Origin of the sequence: Streptomyces sp. NPDC050560, assembly GCF_044457285.1 — a bacterium.
Classification (GTDB): domain Bacteria; phylum Actinomycetota; class Actinomycetes; order Streptomycetales; family Streptomycetaceae; genus Streptomyces.
Genome location: NZ_JBITGT010000014.1, coordinates 120,121 through 142,195, shown reverse-complemented (window position 1 = coordinate 142,195; position 22,075 = coordinate 120,121). Strand labels below are relative to the sequence as shown.

The window sequence follows — 22,075 nt, the reverse complement described above, 5'->3', positions numbered from 1 at the left end:
TCAGGGGCATACCGCTGGCCGAATTTCGGCCACGGAAGTCGGGCCCGTGAGGACCACGGACTGGCACGGGAGAGCAGTTACCACCGGCGTGCGCTACATTCTTGGTCCGGGTGCGATGTGGTAAGGGGGGCGTTCGGACCGGGTGGGGGCCCGGTTCAAGGCCGCACCTCGCACGAAAAGACGCATCCGGTTTTTTTCTTGTGGGGGGATGTGCGCAGGCATGGAACAATGGCGAGAAGACGCCCAACCGGGGGTCACGCATGACCCGAACGAGGTAACCGTCCAGATGGACGGCCTCGGCCGGGATCTCGACGAGTTGCGCTCCCGTGGCGGCGGCGAGCCCGAGGGCTCCGACGGGCCCGTGTTCGTCGACGAGTCGGGCCGCCGAGGACGGCACTTCCGCATGGTCGGCGCCGTCGTCGGCCTGATATGCGCGGTCTACGCCGTGGTCATCGTGGCCACACTGGTCTCGGGCAACTCCAACGCCCCCTGGCTGCCCAGCCTGGGCCCGGAAGCGGGCAAGCCTGCCGGTTCCGTGGACACCTCGCCGGTGCCCTCCCGTACCGAGAGCGCCGCCCCTTCCGGCGCGGGCTCCGCCTCCGTCACACCGTCGGGCACCACGGGCACCGCACCGTCCACCGGCGGCGAGTCCCCGTCCCCCGACCCGACGCACTCCGCGAGCGGCACCCCGGGCGGGCAGTCCACGAAGCCGGACAAGCCGGGCGGCGGCAAGAGCGACCCCGCCGACTCCCCCTCCCACCCGGGCGGCGGCGACTCCTCGGGCAGGCCCGACTCGCCCGGCCCCGACCAGAGCGACGAGCCCGGTGGCGGCGACACCACGCCCGCCGACCCGCCCGCCAGCCCGCCCGAGGGCGGCGAGCAGCCGGCCGGCGCTCGGGAGGCCCGGGTCCGATGACACCCCGCACCACCCACGGCCGGACGGCCCCCCGCAGCAGGGTCGCCAGGCAGCGCTCCGCCGCGCCCCGGGGGCGGGCGGCGCGCGGTCCCCGCAAGAGACGCCTGCCCATGCGCTACCTGCTGCCTTCGCTGCTGCTCGCGGCGATCATGGCGATGCTCATGCTGCGCGGCTATGTGCACAGCGAGATCCTCGCGGACCACCGGGTCGCCAAGCCCGCCGACTACGACAAGGTGCCGCACCGCATCCTCGACGGCGGCCCCGTCATCCAGGGCACCGACGGCAAGATCAACACCGTCCGTATCCCGCACCGGAAGATCGTGCTCACCTTCGATGACGGTCCGGACCCCACCTGGACACCGAAGGTGCTCGACGTGCTCAAGAAACACCATGCGCACGCCGTGTTCTTCGTCACGGGCACCATGACGTCCCGCTACCCGGAACTCGTCAAGCGGATGGTGGACGAGGGCCACGAGGTCGGCGTGCACACCTTCAACCACCCCGACCTCGCCTTCCAGTCCAGGAGCCGTATCAACTGGGAGCTGTCCCAGACCCAGCTCGCCATCGCGGGCGCCGCCGGGGTGCGCACCTCGCTGTTCAGGCCGCCGTACTCCTCCTTCGCGGACGCCTTCGACAACAAGTCCTGGCCGCCCACCGAGTACGTGGCGAGCCTCGGCTACGTGACCGTGGTCAACAACCGCGACAGCGAGGACTGGCGGCGCCCCGGCGTCCCCGAGATCATCCGCCGCGCCACCCCGCACGACGGCAGGGGCGCCGTCGTCCTCATGCACGACTCGGGCGGCAACCGCGCCCAGACCGTGGCCGCCCTCGACAGGTACCTGCCGGCGATGCAGCACGAGGGCTACACCTTCGACAACCTCACCGACGCGCTCGGCAAGCCGAGCGCGCTCACCCCCGTCAGGGGCCTCGACCTGTGGAAGGGCAGGGCCTGGGTGCTGCTCGTCGCCCTCGCCGACCACACCGCGGACGTGCTCGTGGTCTGCCTCGCCGTCATCGGCGTCCTGGTCATCGCCCGGTTCGTCATGATGCTGGTGCTCTCCGGCTCGCACGCGCGCCGCGTGCGCCGAAGACGGTTCAGCTGGGGGCCGCCGGTCACAGAACCGGTGTCGGTGCTCGTGCCCGCGTTCAACGAGGCCAAGTGCATCGAGAACACCGTCCGCTCCCTGATGGGCAGCGACCACCCCGTCGAGGTCATCGTCATCGACGACGGCTCCACCGACGGCACCGCCCGCATCGTCGAGGACATGCGGCTGCCGAACGTGCGCGTGGTGCGCCAGCACAACGCGGGCAAGGCCGCCGCCCTCAACCGGGGCCTCGCCAACGCCCGCTACGACCTCGTCGTCATGATGGACGGCGACACCGTCTTCGAGCCGTCCACCGTCCGCGAACTCGTCCAGCCCTTCGGCGACCCGGCCGTCGGCGCCGTCGCGGGCAACGCCAAGGTCGGCAACAAGGACTCCCTCATCGGGGCCTGGCAGCACATCGAGTACGTCATCGGCTTCAACCTCGACCGCAGGATGTACGACGTCCTGCGCTGCATGCCGACCATCCCGGGCGCCGTCGGCGCGTTCCGCCGCTCCGCGCTGGAGCCCATCGGCGGCATGAGCGACGACACCCTCGCCGAGGACACCGACGTCACCATGGCGCTGCACCGCGCGGGCTGGCGCGTCGTCTACGCGGAGAACGCCCGCGCCTGGACCGAGGCCCCGGAGACCGTGCAGCAGCTCTGGTCCCAGCGCTACCGCTGGTCGTACGGCACCATGCAGGCGATATGGAAGCACCGGGGCGCCGTCCTCGACCGGGGGCCCTCGGGCCGCTTCGGGCGGGTCGGGCTGCCGTTCGTCTCCCTGTTCATGGTCCTGGCGCCGCTGCTCGCGCCGCTCATCGACCTCTTCTTCGTGTACGGCCTGGTCTTCGGGCCCACCGGCAGGACCCTCATGGCGTGGCTCGGCATCCTGCTGTTCCAGGCCGTCTGCGCCGCGTACGCGTTCCGGCTCGACCGCGAGCCCATGCACCATCTGATCTCGCTGCCGCTCCAGCAGATCATGTACCGGCAGCTCATGTACGTGGTCCTGCTCCAGTCCTGGATCACCGCCCTCACCGGCGGCCGGCTGCGCTGGCAGAAGCTCCGCCGCACCGGTGTCGTGGAGGCACCGGGCGTCATCCCCGCGCCCCGCAGGCGCGCCAACGATCGGAGGCCCGTCGGATGACGCCGCACACCCCGGAGGCGGACGGCGCGGGCGAGGGGGCGGCCGCGCCCGCGAGACCGGGCCGTGACAGGTACCTCGACCTGCTCCGCTCCGTCGCGCTCGTCCGCGTCGTCGTCTACCACCTCTTCGGATGGGCCTGGCTGTCCATCCTCTTCCCCTCCATGGGCGTCATGTTCGCGCTCGCCGGATCGCTGATGGCGCGCTCGCTGAGCAGGCCCGCGCTCGGCGTGATCAAGGGCCGGATGCGCAGGCTGCTGCCGCCGATGTGGCTCTTCGGCGCCGTGGTGCTGGTGCTGCTCTTCCTCCAGCACTGGGACCCCACCGCGGAGGAGGGGCCCACCTGGGGCCGGCTCAAGCTCCTCAACTACCTGGTCCCCGTGGGGGCGCCGCCGTACCCCGACGAGATCGCCTCCCCGGGCGGCCTCTTCGACACCACCTGGGCCGACCAGGCCGCGGGCCCCCTCTGGTACATCCGCGCCTACCTGTGGTTCGTCATCGCGACCCCGCTGCTGCTGCGCGCCTTCCGCCGCTTCCCGCTGGCCACCGTGCTCGCGCCGATGGCCGTCACCGCCGTCGTCACCACCGGCCTCGTCGACATCCCCGGTGAGACGGGGCGCGCGCTCACCGACTTCATGACGTACGGCTCCTGCTGGATGCTCGGCGTCGCACACCAGGAGGGCGCCCTGCGGAAGGTGCCCCGCTACATGGCGGTGTCCTGCGCCTCGCTGATCATGGTGTTCGGGATCTGGTGGGCCCACGGGCACCTCACGGAGGAGGGCTGGGACCTGGGCGACATCCCGCTCGCCCAGGCCGCCTGGTCCTTCGGCTTCGTGCTGATCCTGCTCCAGTACTCCCCGTCCTGGCGCCGGCTGCCCGGCAGACTCGCCGCGTTCGACAAGCTGGTCACGCTCTCCAACAACCGCGCCGTGACCATCTACCTCTGGCACAACGCCCTGATCATGCTCACCGTGCCGCTGATCGACCAGGCGTGGAAGCTGCCGTTCATGGACGACCGCTGGGGCAACGCCCTGGACAAGACGTACACGCTGTGGATGTTCGTCCTGGTGTGGCCGATGATCGCGGTGGCCGTCGCGGCCCTCGGCTGGGTGGAGGACCTGGCGGCCGGGCGGCGGCCGCGGCTGTGGCCCGACGGGGCGCGCAGGCGCGACCGCGCAAGGCCCCCCGCGCCGCCCGCGCCCGGCACCGACGGAGGCGCCCGCGACGGCGGCGCGCACCGGGCGCCCGGCGGCCACGCCAGGCGCGCACCCGCCTGACCGCGCGCCACCGCGTGAACGCCTGACCGCACGCCCGCGTGCGCCGCGCACCTCGCACCAGCCGCCGCACGCCCCCGCACCTCACCTCGCCCGCACGCCCCCGGTGAGCGCAACGTTCGCCGGGCCGCCCCCGTCCGCCACAGCCCCGAAACGCCCCGTGCCTAGCGTCGCCCCGACGACGGACCGACGACGGACGAAGGGGCGTGGCATGACGGCATCCAGCGCGCGACGAGAGGCCGGGGCGAAGGCGCCGCACACCGCGGCGCCAGGCGGCCGGGGCCGCTGGATCGACGAGTGGGACCCGGAGGACCCCGGCTTCTGGGCCCGCACCGGGGCCCGCGTCGCCCGCCGCAACCTGCTGTTCTCGGTGCTCAGCGAGCACATCGGGTTCTCGGTGTGGACGCTGTGGTCGGTGCTCGTGCTCTTCATGGGGCCCGAGTACGGCGTCGACCCCGCGGGCAAGTTCGCGCTGGCCTCGGTGGCCACCCTCGTCGGCGGTGTGGTCCGCGTCCCCTACACCTTCGCCGTCGCCCGCTTCGGCGGCCGGAACTGGACGGTCGTCTCCGCGGGCCTGCTGCTGCTCCCCACCGCCGCCGCGCTCGCGGCGATGCGTCCTGGCACCCCGTACGGCGTCCTCCTGCTGTGCGCGGCGCTCAGCGGGCTCGGCGGCGGCAACTTCGCCTCCTCCATGGCCAACATCAACGCGTTCTTCCCCCAGCACCGCAAGGGCTGGGCGCTCGGCGTCAACGCGGGCGGCGGCAACATAGGCGTCCCCGTCGTCCAGCTCCTCGCGCTCGCCGTCATCGGCGCCGGGGGCGGCCCCCGGCTGCTGCTCGCGCTCTACCTGCCGCTGATCGTGCTCGCCGCCGTCCTGGCCGCACGCCGCATGGACAACCTCACCGGCGTGCGCGGCGACACCCGCGCCGTCCGGCAGGCCGCGCGCGACCCGCACACCTGGACCATGGCGTTCCTCTACGTCGGCACCTTCGGCTCCTTCATCGGCTACAGCTTCGCCTTCGGACTCGTCCTCCAGACCCAGTTCGGCCGCACCCCGCTCCAGGCCGCGGCCGTCACCTTCCTCGGGCCGCTGCTCGGCTCCCTCGCGCGCCCCGTCGGCGGCAGGCTCGCCGACCGGTACGGCGGCGCCCGTGTCACCCAGGCCAACTTCACCGCCATGGCCGCCGCCACGGCCCTCGTCGCCCTCGCCTCCGTACGGGCGTCGCTGCCGCTGTTCACCGCCGCGTTCATCGCGCTCTTCCTGCTCAGCGGGCTCGGCAACGGCTCCACGTACAAGATGATCCCGGCCGTCTTCGGCGCCGAGGCGGAGAGCCGCGGCCTCGACGGCGAGGCGGCGGCGGCCTGGACGCGCCGGATGTCAGGCGCCGCGATGGGGCTGACCGGCGCCGTCGGCGCGCTCGGCGGGCTCGGCGTCAACCTCGCCCTGCGCCAGTCCTACGACACCGCGGGCACCGGCACCGCGGCCTTCCTCGGCTTCCTCGTCTTCTACGCTGCCTGTTACGGAGTCACCCGGGCCGTATACCTGCGGGGCGCACCCGCGCGCCGTGCGCGCCCGGTGCCGTCGGGCACAACCACCGCCCCGCGGCAGCACGGGTAACACGGCGGACATCGCGGCGAACCGAGCCCGACACGTGCCCGGGCGAGGCTCTTCGGCACAACCCCTCGGGACGTGGGATCGGCGGTCATGGACGAGCAGCAGACGGGGCCGCTCAGCGGCTACACGGTAGGAGTCACCGCGGCGCGCCGCGCCGAGGAGTTGGCGGCGCTGCTCACCAGGCGCGGCGCCGCCGTGCAGCAGGCGCCCGCGCTGCGGATCGTGCCGCTCGCGGACGACACGGAACTCCTCGCCGCCACCGAGGGGCTGATCAGCCGGCCCCCCGACGTGGTGGTCGCCACCACCGCCATCGGCTTCCGCGGCTGGATCGAGGCCGCCGACGGCTGGGGGCTCGGCGAGCCGCTCCTCGACCGGCTGCGCGCGGCGGAACTCCTCGCCAGGGGCCCCAAGGTGAAGGGCGCCGTGCGGGCTCTCGGGCTCAGCGAGACCTGGTCGCCCGGCTCCGAGTCGATGGCGGAGGTGCTCGACCGGCTGCTCGCCGAGGTCGCCGGGGCGGGCACCGCGCCCCGGATCGCGGTCCAACTGCACGGCGAGCCGCTGCCCGGCTTCGTGGACGCGCTGCGCGACGCGGGCGCCGACGTCGTCGGGGTGCCGGTGTACCGGTGGATGCCGCCCGAGGACATCGGGCCCGTCGACCGGCTCCTCGACGCGGTCGCCGCGCGCGCCGTGGACGCGCTCGCCTTCACCAGCGCGCCCGCCGCCGCCTCGCTGCTGCGCCGCGCCGAGGAGCGCCGCATGCTGCCGGGACTGCTCGGCGCCCTGGAGCACGACGTGCTCGCCGCCTGCGTGGGCCCCGTCACGGCCCAGCCGCTCCAGGCGCACGGGGTGCACACCGTACAGCCCGACCGCTTCCGGCTCGGCCCGCTGGTGCAACTGGTCTGCCGGGAGCTGCCCGCCCGTGCCCCCGTGCTGCCGGTCGCGGGACACCGTCTGGAGATCCGCGGGCACGCGGCCCTCGTCGACGACGCCCTCAGGCCCGTGCCGCCCGCGGGCATGGCGCTGCTGCGGGCGCTCGCGCGCCGCCCCGGGTGGGTCGTCTCCCGGGCCGACCTGCTGCGGGCGCTGCCCGGCTCGGGCCGCGACGAACACGCCGTGGAGACCGCGATGGCCCGCCTCCGCGCAGGACTCGGCGCCCCGAAGCTGGTCCAGACGGTGGTGAAGCGCGGCTACCGGCTGGCCTTCGACCCCTCGGCAGGGGACAAGTACGGGGCGTAAAGGGACGCGTGCGTACGGGGGACGGGGCGCGGGCGCGCACGTCAGGCCACCGCCGGGCCCGGTGCGGACCGCTCCGTCCGGCCACGGCCGTCCCCGCCCCGGGGGCGCCCTCCCCGCGCACCGCGCGGCCCCGCTTTGCGAACACCGGGTTCCGGGCGGGGCCCGACGCGGGCACTGTAGGGGGGAGGGCACAACCACCGGACCCCCGCAAGGCGGTGACAGGCTCATGGCAAGCAGCCCCGGCACGGCAGCGGCCCGCGAACCCCGATTCGACTCCGGGCGGATCTGTCTCGACCTGCTCGCCACCACCCATCCCTGCGAGCACCTCGACTCGCTGCCCCGGCTGCTCGCCTGGTGCGCGGCCGAGGGACTGCTGCCGCCCGGCAGTACGCCGCCCGCCGCGGGGCCGCACTGGACCGCCGCCTTCCACGAGCTGCGCGGCTGCGTCGGGAGCCTGGTAGTCGCCGAGCTGGAGGGCCGGGCCCCGCGGCCCACCGCGGCACTCGCCCGCGTCAACGACCTGGCCAGCAAGGCGCCCCCGGTGCCCCGTGCGGTGCCGGGCGCCGACGGCCGCCTGGTGCGGACCCTGCTCGGGGAGCCCGGCTGCGACGCCCTGCTCTCCCTTCTCGCGCGCGACACCGTCGACCTGCTCACCGACCCGGTCGCGCGCGGCAGGCTGCGCCGCTGCGCCGGGGACAACTGCCCGCTGATCTATCTGGACACCTCCCGCGGCCACCGCCGCAGATGGTGTTCGAGCGAGTCCTGCGGCAACCGCGAGCGGGTGGCCCGCCACCGCCGCCGCGCCGCCAGGGAGGCCGCCGTGGGCCCCGTCTGACGCCGGGCCTGCCCGGCGCCCTCGGCCCGCGCCCCGGTCCCGCCCCCGGCACCCCGCGCACCTGCCTCCGCCGGATTCCCCGTAGAGTTGTTGAACGCTCAGCAATTACCGTACGTACCCCTGGGGGCCAGCCGACGAGGCGAACCCGGAGGTACGCGTGCGCGAGGAATCCGCCGTGGCCGATGAACGCCCGGCGAGGGCTCGCGTCAGCGCCTCGCCGCCGGAACCCGACGAGGAGCTGATGCGGGCCCTCTACCGGGAACACGCCAGACCGCTGCACGCGTATGTGCTGCGGCTCGTCGCGGGCGACCGCCAGCGCGCCGAGGACATCGTCCAGGAGACCCTGATCAGGGCCTGGAAGAACGCCGCGGCACTGGCCGGTGCCACCGGCTCCGTGCGCCCCTGGCTGGTCACGGTCGCCCGCCGCATCGTCATCGACGGCCACCGCAGCAGGCTCGCCAGACCCCAGGAGGTCGACCCGGCCCCGCTTGAGGTGATCCCCGCGGAGGACGAGATCGACAGGGCGCTCTGGCTGATGACGCTCTCCGACGCGCTCGGCGACCTCACCCCGGCCCACCGCCAGGTGCTCGTGGAGACATACTTCAAGGGCCGTACGGTCAACGAGGCGGCCGAGAAACTCGGGATACCGAGCGGCACCGTCCGCTCCCGCGTCTTCTACGCCCTGCGCTCCATGAAACTCGCACTCGAAGAACGGGGGGTGACCTCATGAGCACGGACGAGCAGCGGGGCACCCCGGGCCCAGGGGGCGCCGCCGCGCCCGGCTCGGTGCACGAGACCGTCGGCGCCTACGCCCTCGGCATCCTCGACGACGCCGAGGCCACCGCCTTCGAGGAGCACCTCGCGGACTGCGACCGCTGCGCGCGCGACCTCGACGACCTCGTCGGCGTCACCCCCATGCTGGCCGCACTCGCGGGCCTGCCGGACGCCCCAGGCCAGGACACCGCACCCGGCGCCGCCCGGGGAACCGCCTCCGCGGCCCCGGGGACCGCCGCCCCCGCGCCCCCCTCCACGCCCCGAGCCACACCCGAGCCCAAGTCCGCGGCCGCCTCCGTGCCCGCCGTGCCGTACGAGCCGGAACCGGGCCCCGGGCTCTCCGAGAAGCTGTTCGGGCAGGTCGCGGCCCGCCGCGCCAGGCGCCGCAGGCGCACCATGGCGCTGGTGGCCGCCTCGGCCGCGCTGATCATCGGCGGCCCGACCGCCGTCGTGGCCATCACCGACGGCCGCCGGGGCGCGGCCCACACCGCCATGCCGAGCGAGCACGCGCAACTGCGCGCCATGCCGCAGACCCTGCGGGCCACCGACTCCGCCACCAAGGTCAGCGCGACCCTCGGCCTCGACCGCAAGGCGTGGGGCACCCACGCGATGCTGGAGCTGACCAACGTGCACGGGCCCCTGCGGTGCACCCTGGTCGCCTACGCCAAGGACGGCGCCCGCGAGACCCTCGCCTCCTGGGCGGTGCCCAAGTGGGGCTACGGCATCGCCAACAGTACGTACGCGTCCGCGAAGTACCCCCTGTACGTGCACGGGGGCGCGTCACTGCCGCCCAACGACATCGACCACTTCGAGGTACGCACCTTCGACGGAAAGCGCCTGGTCTCCCTGCACTCCTGAGCGGGTGCGGCGTGGGCACCGGAGCGTTCCGGTACCCACGCCGGGATGTTCCGGGGCGCGGCATCGCGTACGGTGGACGGCTGTTCCGTAGGGCAGAAAGGGACCTCGTGGCCGCGCAGGACGCCAGCTACGCCAGAAACGCCGGACACCGGGGGAGGGCCGCGGACATCGCGGGCATCGGCGACACCGCGCACGCCGCGCACGCCGCGGCGGCCGGCACCCCCGAGTCCGTCCGGGACCGGGAGACCGGCGAGGAGCAGCGCCACCTCGACCTGGTCTACCGGCGCCTTGAGGAGAAGATCGACGAGGCGGAGTTCCTGATGCGGGACGCGGCCGCGCGCGGCCAGGTCGGCACCCCGGGGGCGCTCGCCGAGCGGGACGCGCAGGTCTTCCGCGCGGGGCTGCACCTGAGCCGCCTGAACAACGAGTTCGAGGACTTCCTCTTCGGCCGCGTCGACCTGCTCGCGGGCCGGGACGGCGAGAAGGGCCCGGACGGCGCCTACACGGCCGTCGAGCCCGCGGAGGGCGCCGTGCGCACCGACCCCGACGGCCGCGCCCGCGCCGACATCGCCGAGACCCTGCACATCGGCCGCATCGGCGTCCTGGACTCCGACTACAGCCCGCTGGTCGTCGACTGGCGCGCCCCCGCCGCGGCCCCCTTCTACCGCGCGACCCCGGTCGACCCGGGCCGGGTGGTACGGCGCCGTGTCATCCGCTCCAAGGGGCGCAGGGTGCTCGGCGTCGAGGACGACCTGATGCGGCCCGAGCTGACCGCCAGCCTGGACGGCCGTGAGCTGGCCGTCGTCGGGGACGGCGCGCTGATGGCGGCGCTCGGCCGGGCGCGCGGGCGCACCATGCACGACATCGTCGCGTCCATCCAGGCCGAGCAGGACCGGGTGATCAGGGCGCCCGCCGCCTCCGTCACCCTCGTCGAGGGCGGCCCGGGCACCGGCAAGACCGCCGTCGCGCTGCACCGCGCCGCCTATCTGCTCTACCAGGACAGGCGCCGGTACGCGGGCGGCATCCTGATCGTCTCGCCGACCCCGCTGCTCGTCGCGTACACCGAGGGCGTGCTGCCGTCGCTGGGGGAGGAGGGCCAGGTCGCGATCCGCGCGATCGGGTCGCTCTACGAGGGAACAGCGGGCACAGCAGGCACCCCCGCCCGCGCAGGCGGCGCCCCCGCCGCGACCGGCTACGACCCGCCCGCGGTGGCCAGGGTCAAGGGCTCCGCGCGGATGGTGAAGGTGCTGCGCAGGGCCGCGCGCGGCGCGCTGGAGCGGCCGGGCAGGCCGGAGCTGCTGCGGGTGGTCGCGTTCGGCCGCAGGATCGAGCTGGCGGCGGCCGACCTCGCCGGGGTGCGGCGCACCGTGCTCGGCGGCACCGCCCCGGTGAACCTGCTGCGCCCGCGCGCCCGCCGGCTCCTCCTCGACGCGCTGTGGGAGCGCTCGGGCGCCGCGTCCCGGCACGACGACCCCCAGCTCGCCGCGGAACTGCGCTCCTCCTTCGACGAGGACGTCGCGGCGGAGGACGGCTTCGCCGAGTTCCTCGACGCCTGGTGGCCCGAGCTGACCCCGTACGACGTGCTCGCGGCGATGGCGGACGAGCGCAGGCTCGGCCGCTGGGCGCGCCGGGTGCTCACCCCGGGCGAGTCCCGCGCGCTGGCGCGCTCGCTGCGCGGCGGCGCGCCCTCCGCCTCCTCCGCCCCCTCCGTGCACGACGTGGCGCTGCTCGACGAACTGCACGCGATCCTGGGCGCCCCCGCGCGCCCCGCGCCGCGCCGCGAGGCGGACCCGCTCGACCAGCTCACCGGCCTTGAGGAGCTGATGCCGGTGCGCGAGGAGAGCCGCAGGGAGCGCTCCGAGCGGCTGGCGCGCGAGCGCACCGAGTACGCGCACGTGATCGTGGACGAGGCGCAGGACCTCACCCCGATGCAGTGGCGGATGGTGGGCCGCAGGGGGCGCCGCGCCACCTGGACCGTGGTCGGCGACCCCGCGCAGTCCTCGTGGCCCGACGCCGAGGAGGCGGCCGAGGCCCGCGAGGAGGCCCTGGGCAGCAGGCCGCGCCGCCGCTTCACGCTCACCGTGAACTACCGCAACCCGGCCGAGATCGCCGACCTCGCCGCCCAGGTGCTGGCCCGCGCCATGCCGGGCGCCGAGTCCCCGAAGGCGGTCCGCAGCACGGGCCTGCGGCCCCGCTTCCGCGCGGTGGACACGGCGCGGGGCGACGCGGTGGGGGCCGCGGTGCGCGAGGAGGCGGTGGCGCTGCTGGCGTCCGTGGACGGCACCGTCGGGGTGATCGTCCCCATGGAGCGGCGCGCGCAGGCGCGCGGCTGGCTCGGCGGCCTCGGCGAGCGCCTGGTGGTCCTCGGCAGCCTGGAGGCCAAGGGCCTGGAGTACGACGCCACGCTCGTGGTGTCGCCCGCGGGCATCGCCGGGGGCGGCGCGGCGAACGCGCCGCGTCCTGGACTGCGGGTGCTGTACGTGGCGCTGACCCGCGCCACCAGGGAGCTGACGGTCCTCTCGCTGCCCGCGGACGCGCCCGACGCGGACGGTGTGCCGGAGCTTCTGCGGGACTGACGGGACCCGGCCGCTCCCGAATCGACTTTGCCGGTACGGGAATCACCCGCGGCCGAACGTTTGTTACCTTGGACGTGGCACCGGCCCGATCCACGCCCCCGGGCCCAACCTTAGTCGCTTCGAGCGACCACTTGCCGCGAGGCGAGCATGGCGGGCCGGTGTCATGAACGTGAGCGAGAGGCCCGCGCCATCCGTTGGCGCGGGCCTCTCGTGCGTCGGCCCGCGGCCGCCCCGGCAGCCCGCTGTGGCGCTCCGCACTTTGCGTTCCCGTACCCACCCGTAGCGGATACCTTGCGCTGCACGGGCCCGCACCGCAGACTCCGTCCCCCGCTTCCGGTACCTCACCATAAATACCGTATGGTGGAAATGTCTTTCCGCTTATCTGGGGTTTCTCCGGGAACAGTGGACGAACAAGCTGGTCGCGAGGCGGGGGCGGCTAACGCGTACCCGGGGGTAGGTGCGACCATCAAATGGCGCCGCCCGGGTGGGGGAAAGAGAGCCGCGGGCTCCGGCGCGCGACACAGAGGGAAAGCAGAGGAAGTCGGCCATGGCAACGGCGCCCAGCGTCTCCTACTCGATGACGATCCGCCTTGAGGTGCCCGCGAGCGGCACCGCGGTCTCGCAGCTCACCACGGTCGTGGAATCCTCCGGCGGGTCCGTCACCGGACTCGACGTCACGGCCTCGGGGCACGAGAAGCTGCGGATCGACGTCACCATCGCCGCAAGCTCCACCGCGCACGCCGACGAGATCGTCGGCAAGCTGCGCACCATCGAGGGCGTCACCCTCGGCAAGGTCTCCGACCGTACGTTCCTGATGCACCTCGGCGGCAAGATCGAGATGCAGTCGAAGCACCCCATCCGCAACCGTGACGACCTCTCCATGGTCTACACGCCGGGCGTCGCCCGGGTCTGCATGGCCATCGCCGAGAACCCCGAGGACGCGCGCCGCCTCACCATCAAGCGCAACTCCGTCGCGGTCGTCACCGACGGCTCCGCCGTGCTCGGCCTCGGCAACATCGGGCCACGGGCCGCGCTCCCGGTGATGGAGGGCAAGGCCGCGCTGTTCAAGCGCTTCGCGGGCATCGACGCCTGGCCGCTGTGCCTGGACACCCAGGACACCGACGCCATCGTGGAGATCGTCAAGGCCATCGCCCCCGGCTTCGCCGGGATCAACCTGGAGGACATCTCCGCGCCCCGCTGCTTCGAGATCGAGGCCAGACTCCGCGAGGCCGTCGACATCCCCGTCTTCCACGACGACCAGCACGGCACCGCCATCGTCGTCCTCGCCGCGCTCACCAACGCGCTGCGCGTGGTCGGCAAGTCCGCCGCCGACGTGCGCGTCGTGATGTCAGGGGCCGGCGCCGCGGGCACCGCCATCCTCAAACTGCTGCTCGCCGCCGGTGTCAAGGACGCCGTCGTGGCCGACATCCACGGCGTGGTGCACTGCGACCGCGAGGACCTGGTGGGCGCCGCCCCCGACTCCCCGCTGCGCTGGATCGCCGACAACACCAACCCCGAGGGCACCACGGGCACCCTCAAGGACGCCGTGCGCGGCGCCGATGTGTTCATCGGGGTTTCCGCGCCCAATGTGCTCGGCGCCGAGGACGTGGCCGCCATGGCCGAGGGCGCCATCGTCTTCGCGCTGGCCAACCCCGACCCCGAGGTGGACCCCGCGATCGCCCGCCAGACCGCGGCCGTCGTGGCCACGGGCCGCTCCGACTTCCCCAACCAGATCAACAACGTGCTCGTCTTCCCCGGCGTCTTCCGCGGCCTGCTCGACGCCCAGTCGCGCACCGTGAACACCGACATGATGCTGGCCGCGGCCACCGCGCTCGCGGACGTCGTCGGCGCCGACGAGCTGAACCCGAACTACATCATCCCCAGCGTCTTCAACGACCGGGTGGCGGGCGCCGTCGCCGGCGCGGTCAGCCGGGCCGCCAAGGCCGCGGGCGTAGCTGTGACGGGTACCACGGCCTGACGAACGGCGCGTCGTGGGCAAGTGACCGGAAACAGACTTTAGGGTGTCGGGGCAGGGACTCGCGGGGCCCTGCCCTCCGCTGCCGGGAGCGGACGGAGCGTCACCGATTCGAGGCAGTGGCGCTTTTCGTGTGACTCCCAAGGGTGCTGGATTGGCTTTCCCGCCGCAGGTGGGGGCAGGATGCCTCTCTGGGCGCGAAGGTCTCCTCAGGACCCGGTCCGGGGACCTGCATGGGCCCTGGCAGCATCGGCCTTCGATCTCACGCCTCAACGCAAGCTGAACACGGGAGTACAAACATGAACCGCAGTGAGCTGGTGGCCGCGCTGGCCGACCGCGCCGAGGTGACCCGCAAGGACGCCGACGCCGTGCTGGCCGCGTTCGCCGAGACCGTCGGCGAGATCGTCGCGAAGGGCGACGAGAAGGTCACCATCCCTGGCTTCCTCACCTTCGAGCGCACCCACCGTGCGGCTCGTACCGCGCGCAACCCGCAGACGGGTGAGCCGATCGAGATCCCGGCCGGCTACAGCGTGAAGGTGTCCGCGGGCTCCAAGCTCAAGGAAGCGGCCAAGGGCAAGTGACCACACCCCGGCGGCGGCCGGGCGGGCCCCGTCAGGGGCCATTGCCGTCCCACGGGGCGGCCTCAAGACGAGGCCGCCCCGTCCGGCTTTCCCGGGGCCGCGGCGCCGCACGAAGACCCGGGCGGCCTGCTGCGGCCCCCGCCGCCGCCCCCGCGGCGGCAGGGCTCAGCCCAGGGCCTTGCCGGGAAGCTCCACCTTGGCGCCCAGCTCCTTGAGCTTGTCCATGAAGTTCTCGTAGCCGCGGTTGATCAGGTCGATCCCGTGCACCCGGGAGCGCCCCTGCGCCGCGAGCGCCGCGATCAGATACGAGAAGCCGCCCCTGAGGTCGGGGATCACCAGATCCGCGCCCTGGAGCTTCGTCGGCCCGGAGACCACCGCCGAGTGCAGGAAGTTGCGCTGCCCGAAGCGGCAGTCGGAGCCGCCGAGGCACTCCCGGTAGAGCTGGATGTGGGCGCCCATCTGGTTGAGCGCCGAGGTGAAGCCGAGCCGCGACTCGTACACCGTCTCGTGGATGATCGACAGGCCGTTCGCCTGTGTCAGCGCGACCACCAGGGGCTGCTGCCAGTCGGTCTGGAAGCCCGGGTGCACATCGGTCTCCAGCGCTATGGCGTCGAGCGCGCCGCCCGGGTGCCAGAACCTGATGCCCTCGTCGTCGATCTCGAAGGCGCCGCCCACCTTCCGGTAGGTGTTCAGGAACGTCATCATCGAGCGCTGCTGCGCCCCGCGCACATAGATGTTGCCCTCGGTGGCCAGCGCCGCCGACGCCCAGGAGGCCGCCTCAAGGCGGTCGGGCAGGGCGCGGTGGGCGTAGCCGCCGAGCCGGGTGACGCCCGTGATGCGGATGGTGCGGTCGGTGTCCATCGCGATGATGGCGCCCATCTTCTGGAGGACGCAGATCAGGTCCTCGATCTCGGGCTCCACCGCGGCGTTGGAGAGTTCCGTCACACCCTCGGCGAGCACCGCGGTCAGCAGCACCTGCTCGGTCGCGCCCACCGAGGGGTACGGCAGCGCGATCTTGGTGCCGCGCAGCCGCTGCGGCGCCTCCAGGTACTGGCCGTCGGCGCGCTTCTCGATCCTGGCGCCGAACTTCCGCAGCACGTCGAAGTGGAAGTCGATCGGGCGGCCGCCGATGTCGCAGCCGCCGAGGCCCGGGATGAACGCGTGGCCGAGGCGGTGCAGCAGCGGGCCGCAGAAGAGGATCGGAATGCGGGAGGACCCGGCGTGCGCGTCGATGTCGGCGACGTTGGCGCTCTCCACCCGGGTCGGGTCCATGACCAGTTCGCCCGGTTCCTCGCCCGGCCGCACCGTGACGCCGTGAAGCTGGAGCAGCCCCCGTACGACGCGGACGTCGCGGATGTCGGGGACGTTGCGAAGGCGGCTCGGCGAACTGCCGAGCAGGGCGGCGACCATGGCCTTCGGCACAAGGTTCTTGGCGCCTCGGACACGGATCTCGCCCTCAAGCGGGGTGCCGCCGTGGACAAGCAGGACATCATCGGTGACGGTCATGAATCTCGCGTTCCGAAGAGACGGTGGGCCGGATGCCCAAGAGTAATGGGCGGGGCCCCCTGTTCCGTAAGCCCGGTGACGACACCGGACCGTGCTGTTCCCGCCCGGAGATATTCGCCACAAAACGGGTACATGACCCATCCGGCGCCCGAACTGTACGCCCGCAGCGACAGTTTGAAGAGTGCCGGGCCGCCCGCCCCGGGGAACCGGGCGGCGGGGGCGCGGGGTGCGATGCCCGGGAGGCGGGGTGCGGGCGACAATGCCCAAGAGAAGGACGAAGTCCCATCATCGGCTGCTCCCCCGAGAGGAAGATGCGGGATCATGTCAGGCATGACCGAGGTGTCCTCGCTCACGGGGCGGTTGCTCGTGGCCACCCCCGCCCTTGCGGACCCGAACTTCGACCGGGCCGTCGTCCTCGTCCTCGACCACGACGACGAGGGCTCGCTGGGCGTCGTGCTCAACCGCCCCACCCCCGTCGACGTCGGCGACATCCTGGAGGGGTGGGGCGACCTCGCGGGCGCCCCGGGCGTCGTCTTCCAGGGCGGTCCCGTCTCCCTCGACTCCGCGCTCGGCGTCGCCGTCGTCCCGGGCGGCGGCGAGGGCGGCGAGAGCGCCCCGCTCGGCTGGCGGCGGGTGCACGGCGCCATCGGCCTCGTCGACCTGGAGGCCCCGCCGGAACTGCTCGCGTCCGCGCTCGGCTCGCTGCGGATCTTCGCCGGGTACGCGGGCTGGGGCCCCGGGCAGCTTGAGGAGGAACTGGGCGAGGGCGCGTGGTACGTGGTCGAGTCGGAACCGGGCGACGTGTCCTCGCCGTCCCCCGAGCGGCTGTGGCGCCAGGTCCTGCGCCGCCAGCGCAACGAACTGGCCATGGTCGCCACCTATCCCGACGACGCCTCCCTGAACTGACACCGCCCGCCGCCACCCCGTACGGGCCCCCGAACACCGGCCGGAGGCAGTTGGTGACTGTTTCAACTGATGTCCCGCGGCTTCAGTACCCTTGGGCGTATGAGCACTCTTGAGCCCGAGCGCGGGGCAGGTACGGGGACCCTCGTAGAGCCGACGCCGCAGACGTCGCACGGCGACGGCGACCACGAGCGCTTCGCGCACTACGTCCAGAAGGACAAGATCATGGCGAGCGCGCTCGACGGCACGCCCGTCGTCGCGCTCTGCGGCAAGGTGTGGGTGCCGGGCCGTGACCCCAAGAAGTATCCGGTCTGTCCCATGTGCAAGGAGATCTACGAGTCCATGGGCGCGGGCGGCGACAAGGGCAAGAAGGACGACAAGTAGCCGCACTGCTCAGGGGGACGAGCGGGCGTGGGGGACGGGGCCTGGCGGCCCCGGGCGCCCGCCCGCGTCTTCCGCGCGCCTCCGGGCGCGCCCGCGCGCCACGCTCACGGCCCGCCCGCTCACCGTGCGTACCCGCCGGGCTCCCGCGGCCGCCACGCGCCGGCCGCCCCGCCCGCCACCGATGACTTCGGCGGCCCCCCGGGGTCTACGCCTGTGAACGCCTCCGCCACCGGAGGCCGCACAGGATGAGCGAGGGACCGCCATGACCACAGCAGCGCACGCACTGCCGCCCGTCGTCGACGCCGAGACCTGGCAGCGGGACCTCGCCGCCCTGCGCGCCAGGGAGAAGGCCGCGACCAGGGAACTCGACGCGATCGCCGCCCAGCGCAGGCGGCTGCCGATGGTCGAGATGCCCGACTACCGCCTGGCGGGCGAGCACGGCCCCGTACGGCTCGCCGACGTCTTCGAGGGCGCGTCACAGCTCATCGTCTACAGCCACATGTGGTCCGCGGGCGAGGAGTGGCAGTGCCCCGGCTGCACGGGGCTGACCTCCCTGTACGCCCGGCTGGACTTCCTGAAGAAGTACGACGCCAGGTTCGTCGTCGTCACCCAGGGCCCCCTCGACGAGGCGCTCGCCTACCGCCACCGGGTGGGGAACACGATGACCTGGTACTCGACGGCGAACAGTTCCTTCGGCAGCGACATCGGCGCCCCGCCCGACGGCGGCTTCGCCGTCAACGTCTTCCTGCGGGACGGCGACACCGTCTACCGCACCTGGCACACCGACGGCCGCGGCACCGAGCAGCTCACCTACTCCTTCGCGCTGATCGACCTGCTGCCCTACGGGCGCAGGGAGGAGTGGCAGGACTCCCCGGAGGGCTGGCCCAAGGAGCCCGCGTACAGCCGTTGGCCCAGCTCACAGGAGATCGCCGCGTCCTACGGGCCCGCGGGCGCGTGAGCCGCCGCCCCTGAGAGGACCCGCCGGGCCGCTGCGGAGGCGCACCGGCCCGCCACGGGCGGGGCCGAAGACCGGCCAACAACACTGGTACAGACCTCTTGTCGGCGTGTCCCCGACCTTCTAGCCTCCGTGATGTCGGTGCGCAGCACGAATCACCCGTTGCGCGTGGTGCAACACCGCCCAGAGGATGCCGATGAAGCTTCCCGCCCGAATCGCCACCCCCCTCGCCGCACTCACCGTTCTCGCCCTGGCCGCCGGCTGCGCCCCCAGCACCTCGGGTGGCTCCGGCACGGCCAAGGACGACAAGAGCGGAACCCTGCGGGTCTGGCTCTTCCAGGAGGTCGACAACCAGCCGAAGCAGCAGGCCGTGAACCGCGCGGTCGACGCCTTCGAGAAGGCCCACGACGGCGCCGACGTGCGCGTCGAGTACATCCCCGTCGACACCAGGGCGGAGAAGATCAAGGCGGCGTTCAACGACCCCGACAGCGCCCCCGACGTCATCGAGTACGGCAACACGGACACCGCTGGCTACGTCCACGACGGCGGACTCGCCGACATCACGGGCGAGTTCGGCACGTGGGACGAGGCCAAGGACACCGACCCGACCGCCCGCGAGTCGGTCACCGTCGACGGCAGGGTGTACGGCGCGCCCCTCTTCGTCGGCGTCCGCGCCCTCTACTACCGCACCGACGTCCTGAGGGACCTCGGCATAGCCGTCCCCACCACCCTCGCCGAGGTCACCGAGGCCGCCCGCGCCGTCCACAAGGCGCGGCCCGACCTCTACGGGCTCGCGGTCGGCGGCGCCTACACCTACGGCGCCATGCCGTTCATCTGGGCGAGCGGCGGCGAACTCGCCACCGCCGACGGCGGCTCCTACACCTCGTCCATCGACAGCCCCGCCGCCCGCAAGGGCATCACCGCGTACACGGACCTCTTCGGCGACGACAACTGCCCCGCCGCCAAGTGCGCGGGCTGGGGCGGCAACGACACCGTGACCGCGTTCGCGACGGGGAAGGCCGCCATGGCCATCGGCGGCGACTTCAACCACCAGGCCATCGAGGCGGGCAAGGTCAAGGGGAAGTACGCGGTGGTGCCGCTGCCCGGCGCGAAGAAGGGCGACATCGCCCCGGCGTTCGCGGGCGGCAACAACCTCGGCGTGCTCAAGAGCACGTCGCACCGCACCCTCGCGGTCGACCTGATGGAGCGGCTCGCCTCCAAGAAGACCCAGGGCGAACTCTTCGACGGCATGGGCTTCCTGCCCACGTATAAGGACGTACGCGAACAGGCCGCGCAGCGGGAGCCGTTCGTGGCGCCGTTCATCAAGACCCTCGGCGCGGGCGCCAAGTTCGTCCCCGCGTCGCCCGGCTGGGGCCAGATCGACGCGTCGCTGGTGCTGCCGACGATGTTCCAGGAGGTCATCAGCGGCCGCAAGGACGTGGCGGGGGCGGCGAAGGAGGCGGCGGCCAAGATGGACGACGCCTTCGGGAACGCCGGGTGACCGGCCGGGAACCCGCACCGTGACCACGCCACAGGCCGCCGCGGGGCCGCGTCTCACGGCCCCGCCGCCGCCCTCGCCCGCAGCCGGGACCCGCCGCCGCGGGCCCGCGCACCCGGGATGGACCCCCTGGCTCTATCTCGCGCCCGCGCTCGTCGTCCTCGGCGGGCTCCTCGTCTACCCCGTCTACCAGCTCGGCCTGATCTCGTTCCTCGACTACACCCAGGCGCAGGTCAGCGGCGGACAGCCGACGTCCTTCCGGGGCTTCGGCAACTACACGGACCTCTTCGGCGACCCCGAGTTCTGGCGGGTGCTCGCCTCGACCGTGCTGTTCGCGGGCGCCTGCGTCGTCGGCACGCTCGCCATCGGCTGCGCCCTCGCCGTGCTGCTCACCCGGGTGCGCGCGCTGCCCAGGCTGGCGCTGCTGCTCGCCGCGCTCGGCGCCTGGGCCACGCCCGCGATCACCGGCTCCACGGTCTGGGTGTTCCTCTTCGACCCGGACTTCGGGCCCGTCAACAAGGTACTCGGGCTCGGCGACCACTCCTGGACCTACGGCCGCTACAGCGCCTTCGCGCTCGTCCTGCTCGAAGTCGTCTGGTGCTCCTTCCCGTTCGTCATGGTGACCGTCTACGCGGGCATCAGGGCGGTGCCCGGGGAGGTCCTGGAGGCCGCGGAACTGGACGGGGCCTCCCAACTGCGCGTCTGGCGCTCGGTGCTGGCGCCGATGCTGCGGCCCGTCCTGGTCGTCGTCACCGTGCAGTCCGTCATCTGGGACTTCAAGGTCTTCACCCAGATCTACGTCATGACCAACGGCGGCGGCATCGCGGGACAGAACCTCGTCCTCAACGTGTACGCGTACCAGAAGGCGTTCGCGTCGTCGCAGTACGGCCTCGGCTCCGCGATCGGCGTCGTGATGCTGCTGCTCCTGCTCGCGGTGACCCTGGTCTACCTGCGGCTGCTGCGCCGTCAGGACCGCGCCGGAGCGGACGGCCGGGAAGGGGAGGGGCTGTGAGCGTGTCCCAGGCCGCGACGGCGGCCGCGGCGGCGCAGCCGGGCGCCGCGCCCGCGACCGGCGCCGAACGCCCCGCGCGCATACGGCGCCGCAGGCGCGGGCGCCGCTGGGGCGCCGACGCGGCGGCGCTCGTCATCGCGGTGGTCGTCGCCTTCCCGCTGTACTGGATGGTGCTGTCCGCGTTCAAACCGGCCGGTGAGGTCGAGTCCACCCGGCCGCGGCCCTGGACGCTCGCCCCCTCCCTCGACTCCTTCCGACGGGTCTTCGGACAGCAGGACTTCGGCCGCTACTTCGTCAACAGCCTCGTGGTGGCGGTCAGCGTCGTCGTGGTGTCCGCGCTGATCGCGTTCCTCGCGGCCACCGCCGTCACCCGCTTCAGGTTCCGCTTCCGCACCACGCTGCTGGTGATGTTCCTCATCGCCCAGATGGTGCCGGTGGAGGCCCTGACCATCCCGCTGTTCTTCCTGATGCGGGACGCCGGCCAGCTCAACACGCTCGGCTCGCTGATCCTGCCGCACATCGCGTTCTCGCTGCCGTTCGCGATCTGGATGCTGCGCGGCTTCGTACGGGCCGTGCCCGAGGCCATCGAGGAGGCCGCCGCGCTCGACGGGGCGAGCCGGGCCGCGTTCCTGTGGCGCATCCTCTTCCCGCTGGTGCTGCCGGGGCTCGTCGCCACCAGCGTCTTCTCCTTCATCTCCACCTGGAACGACTTCCTGTTCGCCAAGTCGTTCATCATCAGCGACACCTCCCAGTCCACCCTCCCCATGGCCCTGCTGGTCTTCTTCAAGCCGGACGAGAACGACTGGGGCGGCATCATGGCGGCCTCCACCGTCATGACCGTCCCCGTCCTCGTCTTCTTCGTGCTCGTGCAGCGCCGCCTCGTCTCCGGGCTCGGCGGCGCGGTCAAGGACTGAGACACGCGTCCCGCCACGAGCGGACGGAAAGGGAA

18 protein-coding genes are annotated in these 22,075 nt (G+C 73.1%); 17 read left to right on the top strand and 1 reads right to left on the bottom strand.

The annotated features are described in order from the left end of the window. Positions 1-286 precede the first annotated feature (286 nt). The 11 genes from ACIBIW_RS29055 (at position 287) to ACIBIW_RS29005 (ending at position 14,868) form a co-directional block, all read left to right on the top strand. On the top strand, positions 287-916 hold the full coding sequence (locus ACIBIW_RS29055) for a hypothetical protein (protein ID WP_399340169.1): 630 nt from the start codon (positions 287-289) through the stop codon (positions 914-916). Beyond that, a complete protein-coding gene (locus ACIBIW_RS29050; protein WP_399340168.1) occupies positions 913-3,147 on the top strand; it encodes a polysaccharide deacetylase family protein in 2,235 nt (744 codons plus the stop codon). The genes ACIBIW_RS29055 and ACIBIW_RS29050 overlap by 4 nt, the downstream gene beginning before the upstream one ends. Continuing rightward, a complete protein-coding gene (locus ACIBIW_RS29045; protein ID WP_399340166.1) occupies positions 3,144-4,421 on the top strand; it encodes an acyltransferase in 1,278 nt (425 codons plus the stop codon). The genes ACIBIW_RS29050 and ACIBIW_RS29045 overlap by 4 nt, the downstream gene beginning before the upstream one ends. A gap of 208 nt (positions 4,422-4,629) precedes the next feature. Beyond that, the gene (locus tag ACIBIW_RS29040) at positions 4,630-6,036 is read left to right on the top strand and encodes a nitrate/nitrite transporter (RefSeq protein WP_399340164.1); all 1,407 of its coding nucleotides are present in this window, start codon (positions 4,630-4,632) and stop codon (positions 6,034-6,036) included. 87 nt (positions 6,037-6,123) lie between these two features. Then, complete coding sequence (locus ACIBIW_RS29035; protein WP_399340162.1) at positions 6,124-7,269, top strand: uroporphyrinogen-III synthase; 1,146 nt, start codon at positions 6,124-6,126, stop codon at positions 7,267-7,269. A 226-nt stretch (positions 7,270-7,495) separates the two neighbouring features. Next, the gene (locus ACIBIW_RS29030) at positions 7,496-8,104 is read left to right on the top strand and encodes a CGNR zinc finger domain-containing protein (protein WP_399340160.1); all 609 of its coding nucleotides are present in this window, start codon (positions 7,496-7,498) and stop codon (positions 8,102-8,104) included. Positions 8,105-8,261: 157 nt separating this feature from the next. Next, positions 8,262-8,834: a sigma-70 family RNA polymerase sigma factor gene (locus ACIBIW_RS29025; RefSeq protein ID WP_399340158.1), complete on the top strand. Its 573-nt coding sequence runs from the start codon at positions 8,262-8,264 to the stop codon at positions 8,832-8,834. After that, positions 8,831-9,736 (top strand): zf-HC2 domain-containing protein, encoded by a 906-nt coding sequence (locus ACIBIW_RS29020; protein WP_399340156.1) that lies wholly within the window; start codon positions 8,831-8,833, stop codon positions 9,734-9,736. Before ACIBIW_RS29025 ends, ACIBIW_RS29020 begins: the two co-directional genes overlap by 4 nt. A gap of 176 nt (positions 9,737-9,912) precedes the next feature. Then, positions 9,913-12,312 carry a HelD family protein gene (locus ACIBIW_RS29015; protein ID WP_399340285.1) on the top strand — a complete coding sequence of 800 codons (2,400 nt, stop codon included), beginning with the start codon at positions 9,913-9,915 and terminating at the stop codon, positions 12,310-12,312. Positions 12,313-12,859: 547 nt separating this feature from the next. Next, positions 12,860-14,290 (top strand): NAD-dependent malic enzyme, encoded by a 1,431-nt coding sequence (locus tag ACIBIW_RS29010; RefSeq protein WP_399340154.1) that lies wholly within the window; start codon positions 12,860-12,862, stop codon positions 14,288-14,290. A gap of 296 nt (positions 14,291-14,586) precedes the next feature. Then, the gene (locus tag ACIBIW_RS29005) at positions 14,587-14,868 is read left to right on the top strand and encodes an HU family DNA-binding protein (protein WP_069466456.1); all 282 of its coding nucleotides are present in this window, start codon (positions 14,587-14,589) and stop codon (positions 14,866-14,868) included. 165 nt (positions 14,869-15,033) lie between these two features. Here ACIBIW_RS29005 and murA read toward each other — a convergent pair whose 3' ends face one another. Continuing rightward, entirely contained in the window at positions 15,034-16,374 is a 1,341-nt protein-coding gene (gene murA, locus ACIBIW_RS29000) for a UDP-N-acetylglucosamine 1-carboxyvinyltransferase (RefSeq protein ID WP_399340152.1), read from the bottom strand. Positions 16,375-16,704: 330 nt separating this feature from the next. Here murA and ACIBIW_RS28995 point away from each other — a divergent pair, with 330 nt between their 5' ends. The 6 genes from ACIBIW_RS28995 to ACIBIW_RS28970 all read left to right on the top strand — a co-directional run bounded on the left by ACIBIW_RS28995 (position 16,705) and on the right by ACIBIW_RS28970 (position 22,040). Further along, positions 16,705-17,280, top strand: a complete 576-nt coding sequence (locus ACIBIW_RS28995; protein WP_399340150.1) for a YqgE/AlgH family protein — start codon at positions 16,705-16,707, stop codon at positions 17,278-17,280. A gap of 99 nt (positions 17,281-17,379) precedes the next feature. After that, positions 17,380-17,661, top strand: coding sequence for a DUF3039 domain-containing protein (locus tag ACIBIW_RS28990; protein ID WP_399340148.1), 282 nt, complete (start codon positions 17,380-17,382; stop codon positions 17,659-17,661). 262 nt (positions 17,662-17,923) lie between these two features. Beyond that, positions 17,924-18,619, top strand: a complete 696-nt coding sequence (locus ACIBIW_RS28985) for a DUF899 domain-containing protein (RefSeq protein ID WP_399340147.1) — start codon at positions 17,924-17,926, stop codon at positions 18,617-18,619. 193 nt (positions 18,620-18,812) lie between these two features. Beyond that, on the top strand, positions 18,813-20,117 hold the full coding sequence (locus ACIBIW_RS28980; RefSeq protein WP_399340145.1) for an extracellular solute-binding protein: 1,305 nt from the start codon (positions 18,813-18,815) through the stop codon (positions 20,115-20,117). Between the two features lie 19 nt (positions 20,118-20,136). Continuing rightward, positions 20,137-21,126, top strand: a complete 990-nt coding sequence (locus tag ACIBIW_RS28975) for a carbohydrate ABC transporter permease (RefSeq protein ID WP_399340144.1) — start codon at positions 20,137-20,139, stop codon at positions 21,124-21,126. Positions 21,127-21,206: 80 nt separating this feature from the next. After that, positions 21,207-22,040 (top strand): carbohydrate ABC transporter permease, encoded by an 834-nt coding sequence (locus ACIBIW_RS28970; protein ID WP_399340283.1) that lies wholly within the window; start codon positions 21,207-21,209, stop codon positions 22,038-22,040. Positions 22,041-22,075: the final 35 nt, after the last annotated feature.